At 71.8% G+C, this 20,950-nt stretch carries 20 protein-coding genes; 9 read left to right on the top strand and 11 right to left on the bottom strand.

All coding sequences use genetic code 11. The features are described from left to right. The first annotated feature begins 4 nt into the window (after window positions 1–4). Window positions 5–1,729, top strand: a complete 1,725-nt coding sequence (locus tag AB0L75_RS19130; RefSeq protein WP_365182206.1) for an acyl-CoA dehydrogenase family protein — start codon at window positions 5–7, stop codon at window positions 1,727–1,729. 181 nt (window positions 1,730–1,910) lie between these two features. On the opposite strand, the gene uppS is transcribed toward AB0L75_RS19130, so the two are convergent. The 3 genes from uppS to AB0L75_RS19115 are packed head-to-tail and all read right to left on the bottom strand — an operon-like array spanning window position 1,911 to window position 5,003. Continuing rightward, the gene (gene uppS / locus AB0L75_RS19125; protein WP_365182205.1) at window positions 1,911–3,788 is read right to left on the bottom strand and encodes a polyprenyl diphosphate synthase; all 1,878 of its coding nucleotides are present in this window, start codon (window positions 3,786–3,788) and stop codon (window positions 1,911–1,913) included. Window position 3,789: 1 nt separating this feature from the next. Further along, complete coding sequence (locus AB0L75_RS19120; RefSeq protein WP_365182203.1) at window positions 3,790–4,179, bottom strand: DUF6114 domain-containing protein; 390 nt, start codon at window positions 4,177–4,179, stop codon at window positions 3,790–3,792. Further along, window positions 4,176–5,003: a DUF6230 family protein gene (locus tag AB0L75_RS19115; protein WP_365182201.1), complete on the bottom strand. Its 828-nt coding sequence runs from the start codon at window positions 5,001–5,003 to the stop codon at window positions 4,176–4,178. The genes AB0L75_RS19120 and AB0L75_RS19115 overlap by 4 nt, the downstream gene beginning before the upstream one ends. 195 nt (window positions 5,004–5,198) lie before the next feature. On the opposite strand from AB0L75_RS19115, the gene AB0L75_RS19110 reads away from it, so the two are divergent. Together AB0L75_RS19110 and AB0L75_RS19105 are read left to right on the top strand one after the other, a co-directional pair. After that, complete coding sequence (locus AB0L75_RS19110; protein WP_365182199.1) at window positions 5,199–5,687, top strand: nitroreductase/quinone reductase family protein; 489 nt, start codon at window positions 5,199–5,201, stop codon at window positions 5,685–5,687. A 231-nt stretch (window positions 5,688–5,918) separates the two neighbouring features. Continuing rightward, window positions 5,919–6,257, top strand: a complete 339-nt coding sequence (locus tag AB0L75_RS19105) for a GNAT family N-acetyltransferase (protein WP_365182198.1) — start codon at window positions 5,919–5,921, stop codon at window positions 6,255–6,257. A 49-nt stretch (window positions 6,258–6,306) separates the two neighbouring features. On the opposite strand, the gene AB0L75_RS19100 is transcribed toward AB0L75_RS19105, so the two are convergent. The 5 genes from AB0L75_RS19100 to AB0L75_RS19080 form a co-directional block, all read right to left on the bottom strand. Next, window positions 6,307–7,761: a benzaldehyde dehydrogenase gene (locus tag AB0L75_RS19100; RefSeq protein WP_365182196.1), complete on the bottom strand. Its 1,455-nt coding sequence runs from the start codon at window positions 7,759–7,761 to the stop codon at window positions 6,307–6,309. 344 nt (window positions 7,762–8,105) lie between these two features. Continuing rightward, entirely contained in the window at window positions 8,106–8,534 is a 429-nt protein-coding gene (locus AB0L75_RS19095; protein WP_365182195.1) for a VOC family protein, read from the bottom strand. An 85-nt stretch (window positions 8,535–8,619) separates the two neighbouring features. Then, window positions 8,620–9,270 carry a pyroglutamyl-peptidase I gene (gene pcp, locus AB0L75_RS19090; protein ID WP_365182193.1) on the bottom strand — a complete coding sequence of 217 codons (651 nt, stop codon included), beginning with the start codon at window positions 9,268–9,270 and terminating at the stop codon, window positions 8,620–8,622. Between the two features lie 35 nt (window positions 9,271–9,305). Continuing rightward, entirely contained in the window at window positions 9,306–10,280 is a 975-nt protein-coding gene (locus AB0L75_RS19085) for a DUF979 domain-containing protein (RefSeq protein ID WP_365182191.1), read from the bottom strand. Beyond that, the gene (locus AB0L75_RS19080) at window positions 10,277–10,996 is read right to left on the bottom strand and encodes a DUF969 domain-containing protein (protein WP_365182189.1); all 720 of its coding nucleotides are present in this window, start codon (window positions 10,994–10,996) and stop codon (window positions 10,277–10,279) included. The genes AB0L75_RS19085 and AB0L75_RS19080 overlap by 4 nt, the downstream gene beginning before the upstream one ends. A gap of 168 nt (window positions 10,997–11,164) precedes the next feature. On the opposite strand from AB0L75_RS19080, the gene AB0L75_RS19075 reads away from it, so the two are divergent. The 4 genes from AB0L75_RS19075 to AB0L75_RS19060 are packed head-to-tail and all read left to right on the top strand — an operon-like array spanning window position 11,165 to window position 15,660. Then, the gene (locus AB0L75_RS19075) at window positions 11,165–11,917 is read left to right on the top strand and encodes a 5-oxoprolinase subunit PxpA (RefSeq protein WP_365182187.1); all 753 of its coding nucleotides are present in this window, start codon (window positions 11,165–11,167) and stop codon (window positions 11,915–11,917) included. Then, on the top strand, window positions 11,914–12,561 hold the full coding sequence (locus AB0L75_RS19070) for an allophanate hydrolase subunit 1 (protein ID WP_365182186.1): 648 nt from the start codon (window positions 11,914–11,916) through the stop codon (window positions 12,559–12,561). The genes AB0L75_RS19075 and AB0L75_RS19070 overlap by 4 nt, the downstream gene beginning before the upstream one ends. Then, entirely contained in the window at window positions 12,558–13,418 is an 861-nt protein-coding gene (locus tag AB0L75_RS19065) for a biotin-dependent carboxyltransferase family protein (RefSeq protein WP_365182184.1), read from the top strand. Before AB0L75_RS19070 ends, AB0L75_RS19065 begins: the two co-directional genes overlap by 4 nt. 55 nt (window positions 13,419–13,473) lie before the next feature. After that, the gene (locus tag AB0L75_RS19060) at window positions 13,474–15,660 is read left to right on the top strand and encodes an FUSC family protein (protein ID WP_365182182.1); all 2,187 of its coding nucleotides are present in this window, start codon (window positions 13,474–13,476) and stop codon (window positions 15,658–15,660) included. 263 nt (window positions 15,661–15,923) lie between these two features. Here AB0L75_RS19060 and AB0L75_RS19055 read toward each other — a convergent pair whose 3' ends face one another. Next, window positions 15,924–16,973, bottom strand: coding sequence for an alpha/beta hydrolase (locus AB0L75_RS19055; RefSeq protein ID WP_365182180.1), 1,050 nt, complete (start codon window positions 16,971–16,973; stop codon window positions 15,924–15,926). A 170-nt stretch (window positions 16,974–17,143) separates the two neighbouring features. Here AB0L75_RS19055 and AB0L75_RS19050 point away from each other — a divergent pair, with 170 nt between their 5' ends. Then, the gene (locus tag AB0L75_RS19050) at window positions 17,144–17,659 is read left to right on the top strand and encodes a hypothetical protein (RefSeq protein ID WP_365182179.1); all 516 of its coding nucleotides are present in this window, start codon (window positions 17,144–17,146) and stop codon (window positions 17,657–17,659) included. A 53-nt stretch (window positions 17,660–17,712) separates the two neighbouring features. Here the strand turns inward: AB0L75_RS19050 and AB0L75_RS19045 are convergent, their stop codons facing one another. Continuing rightward, a complete protein-coding gene (locus AB0L75_RS19045) occupies window positions 17,713–18,621 on the bottom strand; it encodes a hypothetical protein (protein ID WP_365182177.1) in 909 nt (302 codons plus the stop codon). Between the two features lie 271 nt (window positions 18,622–18,892). On the opposite strand from AB0L75_RS19045, the gene AB0L75_RS19040 reads away from it, so the two are divergent. Beyond that, a complete protein-coding gene (locus AB0L75_RS19040; RefSeq protein ID WP_365182175.1) occupies window positions 18,893–20,299 on the top strand; it encodes a hypothetical protein in 1,407 nt (468 codons plus the stop codon). A 133-nt stretch (window positions 20,300–20,432) separates the two neighbouring features. On the opposite strand, the gene AB0L75_RS19035 is transcribed toward AB0L75_RS19040, so the two are convergent. Then, window positions 20,433–20,912, bottom strand: a complete 480-nt coding sequence (locus tag AB0L75_RS19035) for a diadenosine tetraphosphate hydrolase (RefSeq protein ID WP_365182173.1) — start codon at window positions 20,910–20,912, stop codon at window positions 20,433–20,435. Between the last annotated feature and the right edge of the window lie 38 nt (window positions 20,913–20,950).

The following is a 20,950-nucleotide window of genomic DNA, read 5'->3' as shown; positions in this document are numbered from 1 at the left end:
TCCCATGGCCGACCAGCTGCTGTTCAACCCGCGCACCTACGACCCCGCGCACTTCGACCCCGAGACGCGCCGCCTGCTGCGTGCCACCGTCGACTGGTTCGAGGAACGCGGGAAGGGGCGGCTGATCGAGGACTACCGGACCCGCGCCTGGCTCGGCGACTTCCTCGCCTTCGCGGCGAAGGAGAACCTGTTCGCCACCTTTCTGACGCCGTCGTCCGCCGTGGGCGAGGGCGAACCGGACAAGCGGTGGGACACCGCCCGGATCGCCGCGCTCAACGAGATCCTGGGCTTCTACGGCCTCGACTACTGGTACGCCTGGCAGGTCACCATCCTCGGCCTCGGCCCGGTCTGGCAGAGCGACAACGCCGCCGCCCGCGCCCGCGCCGCCGAACTCCTCACCCAGGGAGAGGTGTTCGCGTTCGGCCTGTCCGAGAAGGCCCACGGCGCCGACATCTACTCCACCGACATGCTGCTCGCACCTGACGGCAACGGAGGCTTCCGCGCCACCGGCTCCAAGTACTACATCGGCAACGGCAACGCCGCCGGACTCGTCTCCGTCTTCGGCCGCCGCAGCGACGTCGAGGGCCCCGACGGCTACGTGTTCTTCGCCGCCGACAGCCGTCACCCGGCCTATCACCTGGTCAAGAACGTGGTCGACTCCTCGAAGTTCGTCAGCGAGTTCCGCCTGGAGGACTACCTGGTAGCGGCCGAGGACGTCCTGCACACCGGCCGCGCCGCCTTCGACGCCGCCCTCAACACCGTCAACGTCGGCAAGTTCAACCTGTGCACCGCCTCGATCGGCATCTGCGAGCACGCGATGTACGAGGCCGTCACCCACGCCCACAACCGCGTCCTCTACGGCCGTCCCGTCACCGGCTTCCCGCACGTGCGGCGCGAGCTGACCGACGCGTACGTCAGGCTCGTCGGCATGAAGTCGTTCAGCGACCGCGCCGTCGACTACTTCCGCTCCGCCGGGCCGGACGACCGCCGTTACCTTCTCTTCAACCCGATGACGAAGATGAAGGTGACCACGGAGGGCGAGAAGGTCATCGACCTGATGTGGGACGTCATCGCCGCCAAGGGCTTCGAGAAGGACAACTACTTCGCCCAGGCGGCTGTGGAGATCCGCGGCCTGCCGAAGCTGGAGGGCACGGTCCACGTCAACCTGGCGCTGATCCTGAAGTTCCTGCGCAGCCACCTCCTCGACCCGGCCGACTATCCCGCCGTGCCGACCCGCCTCGACGCGGCCGACGACGACTTCCTGTTCCGGCAGGGGCCGGCCCGCGGCCTCGGCTCGGTGCGCTTCCACGACTGGCGACCCGCCTTCGACGCGCACGCGCACCTGCCCAACGTGACCCGCTTCCGCGAACAGGCCGACGCACTCTGCGAGTTCGTCGCCACGGCCGCTCCCGACGCGGAGCAGAGCCGGGACCTCGACCTCGTCCTCGCGGTCGGCCAGCTCTTCGCCCTCGTCGTGCACGGACAGCTCGTCCTGGAGCAGGCCGCCCTGACCGGCCTCGACGAGGACGTGCTCGACGAACTCTTCGCCGTCCTCGTACGGGACTTCTCCGCGCACGCCGTTGAACTGCACGGCAAGGACTCGGCGACCGAACAGCAGCAGGAGTGGGCGCTGGCTTCGATCCGGCGGCCGGTCGTCGACGAGGCACGCACGGAGCGGGTCTGGCAGCGGGTCGAGGCGCTGTCCGGCGCGTACGAGATGGCCCCGTAGGCGCGCCGTACGCATCACCGGTGGCCGGGCCGCGCGGGCCCGGCCACCGGCCGGCAACGGTTCAGCGCCGTGAGGCGGAGCCGGTGACGCCCGTGGCCTGGTCGCGTCTGCGTACGCCCGTGACGCGCCGCGGCCGTGGGATCGTGCCCGGGATCAGGGATTCGATGGACGATCACGTGGCTCATGGTGTCGGCGCTCCGTGTCCGCTCAGCAAGCTGGGCTGGGCGGGGATGCGGGGGACGGAGCCGTAGCGGCGGGTACGGCGGGCGTACTGCTCGATCGCGTCCCACAGGGTGCGGCGGTCGACCTCGGGCCAGGGGGTGTCGAGGAAGAGCAGCTCGGCGTAGGTGGCCTGCCAGGGAAGGAAGTTGGAGGTGCGCTGGTCGCCACCGGTGCGCAGCAGCAGGTCGACGTCGGGCAGTTCGGGGACGTGCAAGTAGCGGGCGAAGGCGTGCTCGGAGACCGAGGCGGGGTCGATCCTTCCGGCGGCTGCTTCCTGGGCCAGTTTCGCCGCGGCCGCTGTGATCTCGGCGCGGCCGCCGTAGTTCACGCACACCGTCAGCGTCAGTCCGGTGCGGTCGCGGGTGGCCTGCTCGTCCTGGAGGAGTTGCTCGATGACATCGGCCGGCAGGCGGGAGCGGACTCCGGCCCAGCGCATACGGACGTCCAGAGCGTGGTCCACCAAGTGGCGCATGCTCTTGGGGATCTCGTACATCAGTGTCTGTAGTTCGTCGGCGGGGCGTTTCCAGTTCTCGGTGGAGAACGCGTACACCGTCAGGTGTTTCAGGCCGATCTCCAGGGCGCCGTGGACGACGTCGATCAGTGCTTCGGTGCCCGCGCGGTGGCCGTCGGTGCGCGGCAGGCCGCGGGCGGTGGCCCAGCGGCCGTTGCCGTCCATGACGATCGCGACGTGACGGGGCATGGCTTCGGGCGGGAGCTGGGGCGGTCGGGCGCCGGACGAGTGGGGAGGCGGAGGTGTGATCGCCCGCTGCTGGACAGCGCGTGCGCATGCCTCCTCGGCCTGGCCGGACCCTTCGGGTGCGTCGGCCGCTGCGGGTTGTGGCGGCGGGCTGGGCTGGATGGGCAAGGGGAACAGGGCCCAGGCCAGTGCGGCCTTCGTCCGCGCGGGCAGCAGCAGGCGCAGCCGCGCGTTCCGGGGCAGGACCGGGCGGCGGCGCAACAGGGCGGCGGGGGCGTCGGCGGCGGCCTTGAGGCGGAGCCGGTACAGGTCGGTGTAGGTACCGAGGGCGACAGCGACTGCGGGGTGCAGTACGGGTGGGAGCGGGGTGTGGTCCAGCCAGGTGCGGGCGCGGTCGGTCAGGCGGCGCACCAGCTCCTCGAACGCAGGGGTGGTGCGCCGGGCCAGCAGGTCCGCGCGGCGTACGCCGGCCTCGTCCAGGGCTTCCTGCGGCAGGGGTACGTGGCCGCGGCCCAGGTCGTCGGAGAGGTCGACGAGGGCGTCGGTGAGGTAGATCGCATCGACGGCGGTCTGCCACGCGATGGCCATGCCCGGCACGCTCGCGGCGATCGTTTCCGGTTCGGCGGACAGGCCCGCGGCCCGCATCAGCAGTGTGCCCGCGCGGAGCACGAGCGGGGTGTTGACCAGGCTGTTGTAGCGCCGCCATTCCTGCCAGGTGGCGAACTGCCGTCCGTGGACGTCCTGACGAAGTTCCTCGAACAGCGTGTGCAGGAACCCCGGCGGCAGGTTCCAGGTCAGCATGGTGTGGATCAGCGCCTGCCGTACCGGGTCGCTGCCGCGGCCCTCGCGCAGGTCCGCATCGAACGCCGAGATCCACGCCTCCAGCCGTCCGGCTCGCCAGGGATCGGCTCCTTCGGCGGTTCCGGGTGCGTCGGCCAGGTCGTCCACGGCCCGTACGGCGCCGTACAGCGCCCAGGTGGCGATCCGCAGCGGTGGCGGCAGCAGCAGTGAGACGGCGTACTCGATCTCGCCCGTCGCGCGGGTGGCGCGGCGGCACGCCTCGTAGCCGCGACGCAGGGCCGGATCGTGAATCCCGCTGCGCCGGTAGGCACCGGCAGGTGGCACTGCGGGGGAACGCACCTCAGGACTCCTCAGGGTTCGAAGGCGCCTGCCGGGGGATCCAGGCCAGGGCCAGGGCGCTGCCGACGGCGGTGAGCAGGAAGCCCAGCAGCAGGCCGCCGAGGTTGGCGGCGACCAGCGTGACCAGGGACAGCACGGCGGCCAGGACGCCGGAGAAGTAGCGCAGGGCCGGGTTGTGCCACGTCGTCACGCCGGATACGACGAACACGGCGCCCAGGGTCCATGAGGCGGCGCCCGCTGTGCCGGTGAACCGCAGGAATCCCAGCCCCACCCAGGAGACGCAGATCAACTCCAGCCCACCGAGTCCCAGCAGAAGCCCCGCCGCGAACGGGCGGTCCCGGCGCCACCTGCGCCACCGGGACCGCCAACCGGGTCGCATCGCCGTGGTCATCGGGTCGCTCCCGGCCCGCATCCGCCTTCTCCCCGGCGCAGCTCGATCGCGACACCCTGGGACGTGATCGTTCCGGCGGTGAAGGCATGCGGCTGCACGGTCACGCCGCTGCCGCTGACGTTCGCGGCGCCGACGGTGAACAGGCCCGTGGGCCGGTCCAGGGACACCCGCGGGGTGTTGAACTTCGCGCCGGAGAGACTCACCGACCGGGCTGTGGCCATGCCCGCCTCCACCGTCAGGTCGGTGGCGGAGGCTCGCTTGATACGCACGACGGCCGTCACCGCGCCGATGACCGGCAGGTGCGCGGTGGAGGTCACGCAGGCGTCGTCCACGGTGGCTTTCTCCATGTCCGTGGCCAGCGCCGGCAGCAGCCCGCCACGCCCTGAAGCACCCGGGGAGGCCGACACACCTGACCCTGACACCCGCGCGGCATGGACCGTGACCGGCACCTCCCCCGCGAACGCCACGGACACGGCTCCCGCGGCGCTCCCGGCCAGCAGGACACAGGCACCCACGAGCACAGGCGCCAGCGCCAGGGCGAATCGCAGGCCGCTGGTCCGGCCGCCAGGCGTCAGTGCGGAGGAGTCGTTGACGATCACGTGCAGCCCAACGACCGTCCCGGGCAGAAGTACCGACCCTCCTTCCATCGGTTGATCGCACCACCTCTGGTTGCCGTTGACCGGGGTGCTCGGCCGGTCGACCGCTTGGGGGGGGCAGGTCATGGGCATCGGGCCGGGGGAGATGACGATGCGGGCGTGCGGCCGGTAGCGGTGTGCCGGCACGGTGCCAGCTGCCAGCTGCCAACGGGCCGCGATGGTGGCCACGGCGGTGAGGAGCTGGTTCGTCGTCAGGGCGTCGCCGATGCACTTGCGTACCCCCGCGCCGAAGGCGGTGTGCCGTGATCCTCGCCTGGGCGTAGTCGCGGGCGTCGGTCACCAGCAACTGGTAGAGGAGTTCGGGTGAGTTGACCAGGTGGACGTCGGGTGTGAAGCTGGGCCCTCTCTGACTGATCGGATCACGTGAGCCGCACCCTCTTCACCCGCCTGGCCACCAACCGTGCCGTTCTCCGTATCGCCCCGTATGTGCTGCCGCCCTGCGACCTGTTCATCCATCGCCTGACCCGAGGACGGCTGCTGCCGAGCAAACTCGTCCTGGACACCATCGTGCTGGGCACCACAGGTCACCGCACCGGACGCCCACGCGCCACGCCTCTGGCCGCACATCGGGCCGCGGACGGCACCTGGCTGGTCGTCGGCAGCAACTTCGGCCGCCCCCACCACCCGGCCTGGAGCACCAACCTGCTCCACCACCCCCACGCCACCGTCACCGCCCAAGGACGCTCCTGGCAGGTTACGGCTCGCCGGCTCACTGCTTGCGAAAAGGAACGGCAACGCAACCGCATCCTGCTCGCCATCCCCTTCTACGACACCTACGCCGCCCGCACCAGCCGCGACATCCGGGTCTTCTGCCTCACCCCGATCACTGCCCCACATCGCCTTGCGGGCTGACCGGACTGTTGCCGCCCGGTTGGAGGGCTTGAGCCGGGCGTATTGGCCGGTGGTCTGGTGACCTGTTCGGTGATCCGGTGGACGTCGTCGGCGACGATGTTGCGGAGGTTGACCGCTGCTGCCTTGCCGTCCCAGGCATCCACCGCGCCACTGATACATCAGACTGATACGTCCGACGCCTCACCGACCATCCGCCCATCGCGACACCGCCCCTCATCCGAAAGGAATCCGATGACCCAGCCTTCCGCCGCTCCGACCGTCGAGCGGAACGATGCCGAGCGCCGGTACGAAATCCTGGTCGACGGCGAGCGCGCCGGACTGACCGCCTACCTCGACCACGGCGAACAGCGCGTCTTCTACCACACCGAGGTCGACGACGCCTTCGCCGGACAGGGACTGGCCTCCCGCCTGGTCCAGGAGGCGCTGACCGATGTGCGCCGGTCCGGCAAGCGGATCGTGCCTGTCTGCCCGTACGTGGCCAAGTTCCTGAAGAAGCATGAGGAGTTCGCCGACATCACCGACGTCGTGACCCCCGACGTCCTGAAGTGGCTGGACACCGAAGTGGGCTGACCGCCCGCCCCGCCGAGCCGGCCGCCCGGTCACCCGCGGTGCCCGGGGTTCAGAACGGGTAGTCGGCGATGTCCGGTCGGACGGTGAGCCACTGTGTCTCGGTGAAGGCCTCGACATTGGCGGCGGCTCCGCCGAACCGGGACCCGGTGCCGGAGGCCTTGACCCCGCCGAAGGGGGCGTTGGGCTCGTCGCTGACGGTCTGTTCGTTGATGTGGACCTTGCCGGAGTCGATCCGGTCGGCGAGCTTCATCGCCGTGCCGACGTCACCGAGGATGCCGACGGACAGCCCGTACTCGCTGTCGTTGACGATCCGCGCGGCCTCCTCCAGTGAGGAGAAGCCGATGACGGGTGCGACGGGCCCGAAGATCTCCTCGCGCCAGGCAGGCATGTCGGTGGTGAGGCCGGTCAGCACGGTGGCGCGGTACCCGGCGCCCACGATCTCACCGCCCGCGGCCAGTGTCGCGCCCGCCGCGACGCTGTCGGTGACGATCCCGTGCACCCGCTCCAGCTGCCGCCGGTCGATGAGCGGGCCCAGCGCCACGTCCTCCCGGGCGGGGTCGCCCACGGGCAGCGCCTCGGCCTTCGCCGTGAGCGCGGCGGTGTACTCGTCCAGGAGCGACTCGTGCACGATGTGACGGCCGGTCGTCATACAGATCTGCCCCTGGTGCAGATACGTGCCGAACGCACCGGCCGAGGCCGCCTTCTGCACGTCCGCCCCGGGCAGCACCACCAGGGCGTTGTTCCCGCCGAGTTCGAGATGGGCCCGCTTCAGCAGACGGCCGGCCCGCTCGCCGATCGCCCGTCCGACCGGCGTCGATCCGGTGAAGGAGATGACACGCACCTCGGGAGCCTCGACGAGCGCCTGGCCGACCGAGCCGCCGCCGGGCAGCAGATGGAGCACACCGGCGGGCAACCCCGCCTCCTCGAAGACCCGCGCGATGACGACACCACCGCTGACCGTGGTGCGCGGGTCCGGCTTGAGCAGAACGGCGTTGCCCAGCGCCAGCGCCGGCGCCACCGAGCGCAGGCCGAGGATGAGCGGGAAGTTGAACGGCGCGATCACGCTCACCACACCGGCCGGGCGGCGCCGGGCGAGCGACCAGCGCGCGTCCTCGGATGTGAGCACTTCACCCTGCGGGTGCGTCGGCAGCGCCGCGCATTCGAAGCACTCACCGCGCGCCAGCTGCAGCTCGAAAGCCGCCTTGGCCCGTACCGAGCCCGCCTCCCGGACCAGCCAGTCCTCGATCTCGGCGGCGTGCGCGGTGAACAGCTCGCCCGCGCGCCGCAGTACGGCCGCCCGCTCCTGCGGAGGAGCGGCCGCCCAGGACTGCTGCGCCTCGGCGGCGCGGGTGGCGGCGCGGCCCACGTCCTCGGCGGTGGCCAGGCCCACGGTGCCGAGCTGGGCACCGGTCGCCGGCTCCAGCACCGGCTGCTCGCGGGTGGCGTCCCGCCAGCCGTCGCTGAAGAGCTTCTTGCCCCAGACGACGCTGTCCAGAAGTGTCATGGGTTTCCCTTTTCCGTCACCTGTGACGGGTGAACTCTCTGCGGAGCGTCCCGAAGGGCACAGGCGTTCCTTTCCGACGTGACGCAGCACACAGTAGGGAGCGCGCGACCTGGTCACCTCTAGATGTTGGCGCGCCGCGACATAGGTCCATCGATATGAGCAGTTTCGACCCCGGCCTCGGGCCGGTGCGCGCCAGTGAAGGCCGAGTGGGTCTCGTCGTAGTAGTCGCGGCGTCCGGACCCAGAGTTCACCGTGGACGACGCGACGCTGACGGTTCTGGAACGATTCCGTCTCGTCACCGACCTTCGCCTCGCCGATCGACCGTCCGACGGTCGCGCACCAGGTCAGTCGATGCAGAACTCGTTGCCCTCGATGTCCTGCATCACGATGCACGAATCGTGGCCGTCATACAGTAGTTGCACGCGTACCGCGCCGAGCGGGATCAGCCGTGCACACTCGGCTTCGAGCGCGGCCAGGCGCTCTTCACCCACGAGCCCGGTGCCGACCCGCACATCAAGATGCACCCGATTCTTGACGACCTTGCCTTCGGGAACGCGCTGAAAGAACAGTCGCGGGCCCACACCTGAGGGATCACTGCATGCGAACCATGAACCCTGATCCTCAGGAGACTGGGAGCGGTCGAAGTCGTCCCACGTGGCGAACCCCTCCGGTGGCGGCGGTACGACGTACCCCAACACCTCGCACCAGAAACGAGCGACGCGCTCGGGTTCCGCGCAGTCGAAGGTGACTTGGAACTGCTTGATCGATGACATCGGCGCACCATAACAGGGGGGCCCTCTTGCTCATTCACCGGTGTGGATCCGCATGTTGTGGGGAGGGACCTCGGACTGGACGGCGTCAGTGGGTGGCTCCCTCGGTGACCCTCAGGTCGTGCTCCGCGGGGGTGTGGGCGACGGCGAGCAGCAGAGCGCGCAGTCCGTGGGCGACAGTGGCGGGTTCCAGGGTGGGGGCGGTGCCGTCGGTGACCTGTTCGGGCGCCCAGGGTACGTGCACGAAACCGCCTCTGACGTGCGGGAATTCGGTGGCGATGAGGTGGCCCAGGCCGTACGTGACGTGATTGCAGACGAACGTGCCGGCCGTGTTGGAGACGGCGGCCGGGACCCCGGCCGCGCGCAGGGCGGCGACGCACGCCTTCACGGGGAGGGTGGAGAAGTAGGCGGAGGGACCGCCCGGGACCACCGGTTCGTCGATGGGCTGGTTGCCGGCGTTGTCGGGGATGCGGGCGTCGTCGACGTTGATGCCGACGCGTTCGACGGTGACGCCGAGGCGGCCGCCCGCCTGGCCCAGACACAGGACGACGTCGGGGCTCGTCGCGCGGATGGACTCGCGCAGGCTGTCGATGGACTTGCCGAAGACACAGGGGAGTTCGGCGGCGGTGACGGTGAGCCCGGTGGGCGGCTCGGCGGCCACGAGGGAGGCCGCCTGCCAGGACGGGTTGATCTTCGCGCCGTCGAAGGGGGCGAAGCCGGTGATGAGCACGCGGGTCATGGCACTTCCTTCGCGAAAGCAGAGGCCGGTATCGGTCAGAACGCGAACAGTGCCATGATCACGGTGGAGCAGGCGAGCAGCGGGAGCGCCGTCGGGATCTGCGCCTTGATGGGGCCGTACTGGTCCTTCAGTTCGAGCAGGGTCGCCGGGACGATGTTGTAGTTGGCGGCCATCGGGGTGCACAGCGTTCCGGAGAATCCGGCCAGCATGCCGATCGCGAGGACGGCCGGCGGATTGCCGTGCATCCGCTCGACTAGGACGGGCCAGCCGATCGCCGCCGTCATCACGGGGAACGCGGCGAACGCGTTGCCCATGATCACGGTGAACAGGAACATGCCGACGCAGTAGGCGAGGACGGCGAGATACTTGGAGTGGTCCGGCAGGACGTCGTGCACGATCTTGCCGACCTGGGTGCCGACCCCGGCCAGCGCGAAGATAGAGCCGAGCACGGCGAGCAGTTGCGGCAGCAGCAGGGCCGAGCCCATCGCCTCCAGCATGGAACGCCCGGAGTGGAGCGGCACGGACAGCTTGCGCTCGCCGGTGACCAGCATGCCTACGACGAGGGCGACGAGGCAGCCGACGCCGAGTCCGAGGAGGGTGGCCTTGCCCGTCTCGAACAGGCCGGAGGTGTCCAGCACGGAGGCGCAGACGATGGCGACGAGCGGGATCGTCAGCGCGGGGATGAAGAGCGTGCTGCCGAGCCGGTCCGCTGAGGCCTCGCGTTCCTCGACGGTGCTGGTGACCGGAACACCCTTGCCGAGGAAGTTGAATCCGGCGAGCACGATCAGGGCGAGGACCGCGATGCCGAGCGGCTCGGCGGGCAGGGTCCAGCCGCCGTTCTTCGCGGTGGCGTTGGCGACACCGGTGCCGTAGGGGAAGGCGAGCCCGAGCAGGCCCCAGAAGGCGGCGGACGTCCATCGCTTGGGATTGCTGCGGTCGGCGGCCATCTGCACGGCCATGACGACGAAGACGAGACCCACCAGCCAGTAGAGCCATTCGACCTTGATCACTTGTCGGCCTCCTTCGGCAGCGGCAGGTCGTGTTCGGCGGCGGCGAGCGCCATGTCCCGCTGAAGTCCGCGGTCCAGGAGCAGCAGGCGGGCGCCGTGGATGAGGAACGCGCAGACGGCGAGCGGGATCGCCCACAGGGCCAGCTGGGTCGGCTCCAGGTTCTGGTGGTACGTCGAGTTGACGAAGCCGGTGATCAGCAGGATCGAGCCGATCGCGAGGAAACAGTCCTCGCCGAAGAAGAGGCCCACGGTGTCGGACGACGCGGCGTAGGAACGCACCTTCTCCCGGAGGCGCTCGGGCAGCGCCGCGCCCGTCGAGCGTTCGGCGGCGGCCTCGGCCATGGGAGCGACTAGGGGCCGTACCGTCTGCGCGGGACCGGCGATGCTGTTGAGGCCGAACGCCGCGGTGACCTGACGGACCAGCAGATAGACGGCGAGGAACCGGCCGGCGCTGAGGCCGCCGAGCCGGCCGATGAGCCGGCGCGCCTGCTCGCGCAGGCCGTAGCGCTCCAGCAGGCCGATCACGGGCAGGACGATGGCGAAGACGGTGACCGAGCGGCTGTCGGCGAAGGACCGGCCGAAGGCCGCGAGGACCTCCAGCGGGTTCATCCCGCCGGTCAGTCCGGTGTAGACACCGGCGACACCCACCACGAGGACGGGGTTTCGGCGCGTGACGAATCCGAGGATCACCACGACCACGCCGAGAAGAACGATCATGCGATGGCCTTAGGCGTGAGCGGGCGGGAGGCCCGGGCGGCGCGGATCCGGGAGTCCGGATCCGTGAGGGATGCAGGGACCCTAGGGGATCGTTCAACGATCGAACAAGAGGGCGGCCGGAAAATCCATCCCTTGTCGGATCGTTCAACAATCCATTACGTTCAGGGGGTGATCGACCTCAACGCGGACCTCGGTGAAGGCTTCGGTCGTTGGACCCTCACCGACGACGACTCCCTGCTCTCCGTCGTGACCAGTGCCAATGTCGCCTGCGGCTTCCACGCGGGCGACCCCTCGGTGATGCGCCGCGTCTGCGACCGCGCCGCCGAACGCGGAGTCCGGATCGGCGCTCAGGTGTCCTACCGCGACCTGGCCGGTTTCGGCCGCCGCGCCATGGACGTCCCCGGTGACGAGCTGGCGGCCGAGATCGCCTACCAGATCGGGGCGTTGCGGGTCTTCGCGCAGGCCGCCGGGGCCGAGGTGGCCTACGTCAAACCGCACGGCGCGCTCTACAACCGCACCGTGCACGACGACGAGCAGGCCGTTGCCGTGGCGGCCGGCGTGCGACTGGCCGGCGGCGCACTCCCGGTGCTCGGCCTGCCCGGATCGCGGCTGCTCACCGCCGCCGAGGAGGCGGGCCTCACCGCCGTACCGGAGGCCTTCGCGGACCGCGCCTACACCCCCGCCGGCACCCTCGTGCCGCGCCGTGAGCGGGGCGCCGTGGTGACCGACGACGACGCGGTGGTCCGGCGGGCGCTGGCGTTCGCGGTGGACGCGGCGGTCGAGGCCGTGGACGGTACGACCGTCCCCGTGGCCGCCCGCTCCCTGTGCCTCCACGGCGACACACCGGGCGCCGCCCGGCTCGCGACGCGGGTGCGCGAGGCCCTCGCGGCGGCCGGGGTCGAGGTCGGGGCCTTCACATGACGCGGAGCCGGTCCGTTCAGGTGCGCCCCGCCGGGCCGAACGCACTGCTCGTCGAGCTGCCGGACGCCGAGCGCACCGGAGCCTTCCACGCCGAACTCCTGCGGCGGCGCGCCGCGGGATCCCTGCCGGCGGTCGAGGAGATCGTCCCGGGCGCACGCACCGTACTCCTGGACGGCGTCATGCACCCGGAGGACCTCGCCCGCCGGATCGCCGACTGGGACACGCCCTCCCACGCCGCCGACGACGGGGGAGTGGTGGAGATCCCCGTGCGCTACGACGGACCGGACCTCGCCCATGTGGCCGCCCTGTGGGGCGTCGGCGCCGACGAGGTCGCCGCCCGGCACTCCTCCTACACCTACCGCGTCGCCTTCTGCGGATTCGCCCCCGGTTTCGGCTATCTCACAGGCCTGCCCGCCGAACTGCACGTGCCGCGCCGTGACACACCCCGCACCCGGGTCCCGGTCGGCGCGGTCGCGCTCGCCGGTCCCTACAGCGCGGTCTACCCGCGCGCCACGCCGGGCGGATGGCAGCTGATCGGCACCATGCCGGACCCGGCACCGCTGTGGGACCTCGGCCGGGAGGAACCGGCCCTCCTCACACCGGGTGCCCGGGTGCGGTTCGTGGCGAAGGACGGCACACCATGACCGCCAGGCTCACCGTCGTACGCTCCGGCGCCCTCACCACGGTCCAGGACCGCGGCAGGCGCGGCCATGCCCACCTGGGCGTCCCGCGCTCCGGCGCCCTGGACGCCCCCGCCATGCACCTGGCCAACCGGCTCCTCGGCAACGCCCCCGACGCCGCCGTCCTGGAGACCACCCTCACCGGCTGTGCCCTGCGCCCCGACCGCGGCCTGACCGTGGTGGTCGGCGGCGCGCCCTGCCCGGTGACGGTCGACGGCCGGCCGGCGCCCTGGGGCGTGCCCGTACGGGTGCCCGCGGGCGCCGTCCTGGACGCCGGCGGCGTGACGGCGGGCGTGCGCTCCTACGTCGCCGTCGCCGGCGGCCTCGCCGTCGAGCCGGTCCTCGGCAGCCGTTCGACGGACCTGCTCTCCGGACTCGGCCCGGCGCCCCTGCGCGACGGAGACGTCCTCCCCCTGGGCGGCGCCCCCACCCGGCAGCCGGCGCCACCCGAAGCCGCTCCCTGGCCCGCGCCGCCCACCGAACTGACCCTGCCGCTGCGCCTCGGCCCCCGCGCCGACTGGTTCACCCCCGCCGCGCTGCGCACCCTCACCTTGGCGACGTACCACGTCTCGCAGCACAGCAACCGCATCGGCCTGCGCACCGAAGGACCGCCGCTGGAGCGTGTGTCGAGCGGCGAGCTGCCCAGCGAGGGCATGCTCCTCGGTGCCGTGCAGGTGCCCCCGGACGGGCGTCCGGTGGTGTTCCTGCACGACCATCCGACCACCGGCGGCTACCCGGTGATCGGTGTCGTCGCCGGGTCCGCGCTGGCGTCGGCGGCCCAGGCGACGGCGGGCACGCCGATCCGCTTCACCCCGGGGTGACGCCCCGGGGTGGCGGCGGCGTGCCGGGCCTTCGGCGGTGGGCGATTCTGTAGGGGTGGGTCGTGTCCCGGTCCGCCGGATCGCGGCGGACTACGCCGTCTCGGGCCGACAGGCGGTGCGCGTGACGCCGGTCGCCGCGGCCGGCTTCTTCCTTTTCCGCTACGGCCTCGACCGCCCCGTGGCGGCCACCTACGCCCTGTTCGCCGCCGTGGCACTCGGCGGACTCGCCAGGATCCCCGGCACCGGGCGGCAGCGCGCCGCGACCGTGCTGCGACTGCTCCCGGTGTGCTGGCTGCTGGTCGTCGTCGGCACGTATCTGTCGGTGCGGACCTGGAGCGCCGTCGTCGGCATGCTCGCGGTCGGCTTCGCGCTGGCCTTCGCCGCCGTGGGCGGCCCGCGCCCGGCGGGGGCGGCGCCGGGACTGCAACTCCTCTACATACTTCCGTCGTTCCCGCCGTACGCCCCCGGGACGCTCGGCGAGCGCCTGGTCGGAACGACCACCGGACTGGTCTTCCTCATCGCCGCCGAGGCGCTGGTCCTTCCCGAGCCCAGCCCGCCGTCGTACCGGGAACGGGCCGCCCACGCCGCGCGCACCGCCGCGCACTGCGCGAGGGTGCTCGCGGCACCGCCGTACGGGCTGAGCGACCCGGACATCCACGCGGCCGGGGAGACGGGCCGGTCGCTGCGGTCCCTGATGGTGCCGGAGGCGGAACGCCCGGCCGGCCCGGGAGTGCGCGACCGCGCCCTCGCCCACACCGGTCTCGCCACACGCACCCTCCTCAGCCGCCTGGCCCAGCTGTCCGCCCCGCCGGCCGGGCGGCCGGGCACCGAGGTGACCGCCGTACTGCGGGCCGTGGCACGGCTGGCCACGGCGACCGCGACCTGCCTGGGGGCCGGGCGGTCGCCGGAGGCACCGTACGAGCAACTGGCCACGGCACGCGCACGGCTGTCGGCCGTGTCCGTGGGCCCCTTCGGGCATCCCGCACCCGGCACGGCCCGCCCACCGGACTTCGCGCCCGCTGTACTGCGCCGGCACGCCGCCGTGCTGGAGATCGCCGACGCCGCGCTCGCCATGGCCGCGGCGGCCGATCTGGCGGTACACGGCAGACACGCCGCGCTGGAGGTCTCGCAGAGCCGTTTCTGGTACGCCAGGACCTGGGCGCCGCTGCTGTGGTGGCACCGGTTGCGCGGCCATGCCGGGCGCCGGTCGGTGTTCTTCCAGAACGCGGCCCGCATCGCCCTGGCCCTGACCGCCGCCCGGCTCGTCGCGGGAGTGGACACGCTTCCCCATGGCTTCTGGGCCATGCTGGCGACGCTCACCCTGACCCGGACCACCATGGACGAGACCTGGCACACCATCCGCCTCGCCCTCGCGGGCACCCTGGCCGGGGCCCTCGTCACCGCCGCGGCACTGGGCCTGGCCGGACCCCACACCGCCGTCTACGCCGTCGCACTGCCGGTGTGGATGCTGTTCGCGTTCACGGTGGGGCCGGTCAAGGGCGTCGGCTGGGCGCAGGGACTGTTCACTGTGCTCGTGGCCCTGGTCTTCGCCCAGCTGTCCGCGCCGACGTGGCGGCTGGCCGAGGTCAGGATGCTGGACGTGCTCGTCGGCAGCGCGATCGGCGCCGTCTTCGGACTGCTGGCCTGGCCGCGTGGGGCCCACGACGAGCTGCGCCACTCGGCGGCGGAACTCCTGCGCAGGGCAGCCGAGATCGTGGTGGCGACCGGCGCCTCGGTGGCGGACGGCGGTGTACTGGTCGCACCGTCGGGGGTGCCCGGACACCGGTCCCTGCAGCGCGCTGTCGTCCTCGCCGAGTCCGCGTACGCCCAGTTCCAGAGCGAGCCGACGCCCTTCGGCGGCGCGCCGCGCGGGACCGTTCCGCGCACCGTGGACTGGCAGGCCGCCCTGATGGCCGGCCACCACACCCTGTGGGGTTCCGAGCGGCTGCTGACACCGCCGCTCGCCGGACTGGGGCCCGCCGCGGCCGAGTCGGTCAGCGGGCTGGGGGAGCGGGTGGCCGGGCGGATGCTGCTGGTCTCGGCCGCGCTGGATCCCGGAGCGGACACCCCGGCCGGGCGGATCCCGCTGATCGACACGGCCCTGGAGGGAGCGTTCACCGAGCCGCCGGGCGCTCCGCGTCTCTACTACGCGACGGTGTCGTGGCTGGAGTCGCTGATCACCGACCTGACCCGGATCGCAGGCGGCGGCACCGGGCCTGGGCGGGGGCTCCGCGCGCCGTGATCGCCGGGGTGCCGGCGGCGAGTGTCAGCAGGGGGGACCCCCGTTCGTCTCGGACGGGGTGAGGATGCGCCGTAGCCAGCGGGTGCGGGCGTCGCGGGCGTCCTGGCTGAGAGCGGCCCGTGGTGCGATGGTGTCGAAGCCGTGGAGGGTACCGGGCCACACGTGCATCGCTGATCACCGACCTGACCCGGATCGCAGGCGGCGGCACCGGGCCTGGGCGGGGGCTCCGCGCGCCGTGATCGCCGGGGTGCCGGCGGCGAGTGTCAGCAGGGGGGACCCCCGTTCGTCTCGGACGGGGTGAGGATGCGCCGTAGCCAGCGGGTGCGGGCGTCGCGGGCGTCCTGGCTGAGAGCGGCCCGTGGTGCGATGGTGTCGAAGCCGTGGAAGGCACCGGGCCACACGTGCAGTTCGGCCTGGCCCCCGGCCCGCCAGATCGCCTGGGCGTAGGCCACGCCCTCGTCCCGCAAGGTCTCGGCCGAACCGACCTCGATGTAGGCCGGCGGCAGTTCGGACAGCTCCGCGGCGCGGGCGGCAGCCGCGTAGGGAGGCAGGTCCGCGGCGCCGTACCGGTCGCCCAGCAGCGCCTGCCACGCGGTGGCGTTGGAGGTGCGGTCCCAGGTGTCGATGCCGGCCAACTGGTGGCTGGAGACGGTGTCGTTGCGGTCGTCGAGCATGGGGCACAGCAGCAGTTGCCCGATCGGCCGGGGCCCGCCGCGGTCACGGGTGAGCAGGGCGAGTGCCGCGGTGAGTCCGCCGCCGGCGCTCTTTCCCCCGAGGACGATGCGGCCGGCGTCGACGGCCAGCTCGGCCGCGTGCGCGGCCACCCAGCGGAGCCCGGCGTAACAGTCCTCCACCGCCGCGGGGTACGGCGCCGCGGGCGCCAGCCGGTACTCGACGGAGACAACCGCCAACTCCAGGGGACCGGCCCATTCACGCAGCAGCCGCGGAAGGACCGACCAGGCATTGCCCATGATCATTCCGCCGCCGTGCAGGTAGTACAGCAGGGGCAGCGGCCCGGCGGACCCGGCGGGCCGAGCGCTCACAAGCGTGACGTCCGGCCCGCCCTGCGGCCCCGGCACCCGCAGCTCCTCCACCTCGAAGCGCCCGTCGGCCCGGAGATCCCGCACCGTCGGCCTGGGTCGCATCGCCGCATCCCGCTCCTGCCGGGCGGCAAGGTTCTCCGCGGTGAACGGCTCCCGCGCCTCGTCCCCCAAACCCGCGAGCGCCGCCGCCAGTTCGGGGTCGAACGGAGGAGCGGCCCAACCCCTCGACACGGGGCCGGTCTCCAAGGGCACACCATCCGCGAGATCCATGCGGCCCAGTCAATCACCTGCCGCGCACGGGCCTCACTGCTCCCGCGGCCCGTACGGCGCACTGCTTGGCCGGAAGGCGTTGGGCCTGGTAGGCATGGCTTGTGCGATTCGAGAGTGTGCCCATGCCGGCGGGGGTCGAGGCGCGGCCCCGTGATGCTCGTGGATATCCCGTGCCGGCGATCACGCCATGGGAAGGCGAGGAGCCCCAGTTCGCGCTGACCGACTACGAACGCAGCGCCGAGTGCGCGCGGAAGCGTCTGTGCTCGGTGTGCAACCAGGGCATGCCGCAGGGGCCGGTGTGGCGCGTGGTGGGGGCCGCGGAGAGCGCGGCGATCGGGGAGGCGTTGGCCGCGGGACGGCCCTACCGCAATCTCGCGCCCACCCTCGAAGGGCCGGGGCACCGCGCGTGCATGCTGTACGCCTCCATGGTGTGCCCCTATCTGGCGCGGCCCAACGCCCGGCGCGGTATGTCGGCGGCGGAACCGGACGACATGACCTCCCATGTGGTGCGGGGCGCCGTCCGGGGCGGCCTGGGTGCCGTGGTGGGATTCGCCGAGTACGAGTACGCCGTCACCGGCAGCCGGGTGCTCTTCCGGTTCCTGGACGTCGTCGAGTTCCTGCCGCACGACACGGCCGACGCGCACCTGGACGAACTGCGGGCCGAGCTGGCCCGGACCGCGAAGTGACCCGCACTCCGCGCCCCGAACGCGCCCGGCCCGTCCCGTCCCGTCGTACGACGTCAGGGGCGGTACGCCGCCAGGCCGACCGTAGAGGTGACCTTGGTCGGGTGGCCCGTGCCGTCGGCCGGCAGGGTCACCGTGCCGGACGGGGTGCGCACCGCGAGGGTCTTGCCGTCGGGGGACCAGGCCGGCTCGGTGTAGTCGGTGGTGGCGTGCGGGGTGAGGTCCTTGATGTGGTTGCCGTGCATGAAGTCCTCGACGAGCACGTGGTCGTGGCCGGCGACCGAGCGCACGAAGACGACCTCCTCCTCGTTCGGGGACAGGGCCGGCTGGGCGCCCTGGGTGAGCTTGCCGCCCTGCTGGCGCAGGTAGTCGTCACGGATGTAGACGTCGCCGGTGTGGTCGTTGGCATAGACCGAGGTGCCGTAGTGGCCGCCCGCGTTCGGCCAGACGTTGCCGGTCTGCGGCAGCGCACTGCCCGGACCGGGCTCGCCGTACAGGGAGAGCGTCTTGGGCGTGCCGTGGACGGCCTTGGCGGAGATGTACTTCAGCCGGGAGACACCTCCCGCGCGCGCCGCGAAGATGAGGTTGTCCTTGGCGGGGACGCCGTTCTGGGTGTCCTTCGCGGTCACCTGCCAGGTCGGGTGGGACCAGTTCTGGTCGCCGGGGTTCTTGGCGACGACGACGCGGCCGCTGCCGTCCGGGCCCGCGATGTCCAGGTTTCCGGAGGCGTCGATGAAGGCGGCCTTGGTGCCGTCCGGGGACCAGGCGAGGTCCCGGACGGGCACCCCGAAGTTCACCCGATGTCCGCCGATCAGCACGTCCTTGCTGCCGTTGCTGATGGTCAGGGTGGCGTGCGAGGCGCTGGTGGCGGCCGAGGCGGCACCGGAGGCGCCGAGGAGTGCCGTGCCGGTGACGGCCGCGGCCACGGCGATGGCGGCCGCGATGGTGCGGGTACGCGTGGTCATGAAGTGATTCCCCCAGGAATATCGACAGGTCGGGTCGAGGTCAGAGCTGCTCCGCCGTCGCCCGGGTCGCTGAAGGCCACTCGACCGCCTGCCGCTCTGTTCGACTCCGAGCGTGACAGGCCCTGATCTTCGAACCGTCCGTTCAGCGTCACAGGCGAGTAACACAGTAGGGGAGGGCCGGGCTGGTGGTGAGCGCGAAGTGCCCGGGGGCTAAGGTCCCCCTGATCGTTGAGTCGATCCATGTGAAGCTCCTTCTGACCAAAGGACGTTGATGAGACGAAGATCCCTCACCGGGCCCGCCGCGGTCTTCATGTCCGCTGCCGCCCTGGCCGGGGCCCTGCTGGGCACCGCCCCGGCGGGTGCCGTCACCGGCCGGCCGGTGATCACCCTCGACAGTCCGCAGCCGGTGGCGCTGCCGGCCGCGCCCGCCACGGCGGACGTGTCCTTCGACTTTCAGACCAAGGCCAAGAACCTTCAGGCGGACGACGCCACCCTGACCGTGGACGCCCGGGGACTCTCGAAGATCGCCAAGGTCACGTTCTCGGACAACTGCACGGTCAAGGGCCTGGTGGCCACGTGCACGGAGATGTTCCTGTCCCAGTCCTCTCCGACCACCCACATGGGCGGCGACACCCGGCTGACCCTGACCCCGCTCAAGGGCGCCGCGCTCGGTGCCACAGGGACGTACCAGGTCACCGGCCGGTCCGCGCACGCGCAGATCGTGGGCGGCACGGGCAGGGTCGAGGTGGGAGGTCCCTCCTTCGGCCTCGACAAGCTCACCGACCACACCGGCCTGAAGGTCGGCAGCACCGTGAGCGAACCGGTCCGGTTCACCAACGTGGGCGACCGGCCGGCCAAGGGCGTCCAGACGGTCCTGGCTGTCTCACCCGGCCTGGACTTCGCCGACCACTACTCCAACTGCAAGTACTCCAGCGGCTCGATCCACATGGCGGAGTGCTATCCCAAGGGCGCCATCGCCCTCGGGGAGACGGCGGCCCTGGCGGCGCCGGTGCGGCTGCGGGTGAACTCCGCCGCGCTGTACACGTACCTCGACACGATGACCGCGCCCCTCGGCCAGCCGGGCTGGCCGAGCGACCAGGGCGTCAAGTGGACCTGGGGCAAGGGGCCCACGCTCCAGCTGAAGGTGGTCAAGGCGGGCCGGAATTCCTCGGTCCCGGCCGGTTCCGTCTCCCTGCCGCAGACGGGCGACACCACCGACTACCGGATCACCTCCCTCCAGGCGCACAACACGGCCGACTTCGGGGTCACCGGCGCGAGCGCACGGGCCGGGCAGGGCCAGAACGCGAAGTTCGCCTTCCGCCTGTCCGCCAACGGCCCGGCCATCCTGTACGACCGCAGCGGCGGGGAAGGAGTGCCCACCGTGTGGGTGACGCCTCCGGCCGGCACGACCGTCGTCGGTCATTCGGCCAACTGCGGTCCGTGGCAGGAGCACAATTCGACGGCGGCGGCCCACGGTCCGTACGTCTGCGGCCCGCCGGGCATCGAGCTGTCCAAGGGGCAGGTCACCGACTTCAGCCTGACCCTGCGGGCCGACGAAGTGGTCACGCACGCCAAGGGCAGCGTCCAGCTGGTCTGGGGCCCGGATCCGGCCCACTCCCACCGGCCCGCCTTCGACCCGGACAGCCGCAACGACTCCGCGACGCTCACGCTGAACTGAGCCGCGGCGGCCGCAGCGCCACGACGCACCGTCCCTGCCGAGTGACGTCCCGTCCGCCGTCCGTGAGATGCATGCCGATGCCGGGCACCTTCCGCCCGGTATCGGCCCGCACGTCGGTCAGGACCTGGATCGGTCAGGACATGGAACCGAGGCCGTCCAGTTCGCTGCCGATGGCATCCCGCAGCGCGTCGTGCTGCGGACCGAGCCCGAACCGCGCGTCCCTCCACCGGTCCTGCGGATACAGCCATACGGGCTTCCCCACCAACTCCGGCGCCTCCCACTCGAACCGCGGCCAGACGTGGGCATGCAGGAACGGGTCCGTGTTGCCGAGGATCTCCAGGTTCACCCGGCGGAAGGCGGGATCCAGGCGCCGGCAGGCCCGCTCCACCGCTTCACCGAGCCGGTCCATGTCGGACAGGAACGCCAGCCGCTTGGCCCTGGGCAGGTCGGTGAGCCGCTGCACGCCGGGCTCGTCCGCCATCAGGACCGAGTAGCCCGGCAGGAACTGCACGTCCCCGATCACCGCGAACCCCGCGTCCAGCCGCCGTAGCACGGTGGGGTTCTCGCCGCGCAGAGCAGCTCCGATGCGATCCGTCCGCCAGTCGTCACTCATGACTCCGACCCTATGACCTGCCCGTGCCAGAAGATCGA

Origin of the sequence: Streptomyces sp. NPDC052101 (assembly GCF_040680235.1) — a bacterium.
GTDB lineage: Bacteria > Actinomycetota > Actinomycetes > Streptomycetales > Streptomycetaceae > Streptomyces.
The sequence above is the reverse complement of the archived record's forward strand: the minus strand, read 5'-3'. Positions and strand labels throughout refer to the sequence as shown.

Coding starts and splice junctions, on each gene's coding strand:
- AB0L75_RS19130 (WP_365182206.1), top strand. CDS start 5: ATGGCCGACCAGCTGCTGTTCAACCCGCGCACCTACGACCCCGCGCAC.
- AB0L75_RS19120 (WP_365182203.1), bottom strand. CDS start 4,179: ATGACCACGGCGATGCGACCCGGTTGGCGGTCCCGGTGGCGCAGGTGG.
- AB0L75_RS19105 (WP_365182198.1), top strand. CDS start 5,919: ATGACCCAGCCTTCCGCCGCTCCGACCGTCGAGCGGAACGATGCCGAG.
- AB0L75_RS19100 (WP_365182196.1), bottom strand. CDS start 7,761: ATGACACTTCTGGACAGCGTCGTCTGGGGCAAGAAGCTCTTCAGCGAC.
- AB0L75_RS19095 (WP_365182195.1), bottom strand. CDS start 8,534: ATGTCATCGATCAAGCAGTTCCAAGTCACCTTCGACTGCGCGGAACCC.
- pcp (WP_365182193.1), bottom strand. CDS start 9,270: ATGACCCGCGTGCTCATCACCGGCTTCGCCCCCTTCGACGGCGCGAAG.
- AB0L75_RS19080 (WP_365182189.1), bottom strand. CDS start 10,996: ATGATCGTTCTTCTCGGCGTGGTCGTGGTGATCCTCGGATTCGTCACG.
- AB0L75_RS19070 (WP_365182186.1), top strand. CDS start 11,914: ATGACGCGGAGCCGGTCCGTTCAGGTGCGCCCCGCCGGGCCGAACGCA.
- AB0L75_RS19065 (WP_365182184.1), top strand. CDS start 12,558: ATGACCGCCAGGCTCACCGTCGTACGCTCCGGCGCCCTCACCACGGTC.
- AB0L75_RS19055 (WP_365182180.1), bottom strand. CDS start 16,973: ATGGATCTCGCGGATGGTGTGCCCTTGGAGACCGGCCCCGTGTCGAGG.
- AB0L75_RS19045 (WP_365182177.1), bottom strand. CDS start 18,621: ATGACCACGCGTACCCGCACCATCGCGGCCGCCATCGCCGTGGCCGCG.
- AB0L75_RS19040 (WP_365182175.1), top strand. CDS start 18,893: ATGAGACGAAGATCCCTCACCGGGCCCGCCGCGGTCTTCATGTCCGCT.
- AB0L75_RS19035 (WP_365182173.1), bottom strand. CDS start 20,912: ATGAGTGACGACTGGCGGACGGATCGCATCGGAGCTGCTCTGCGCGGC.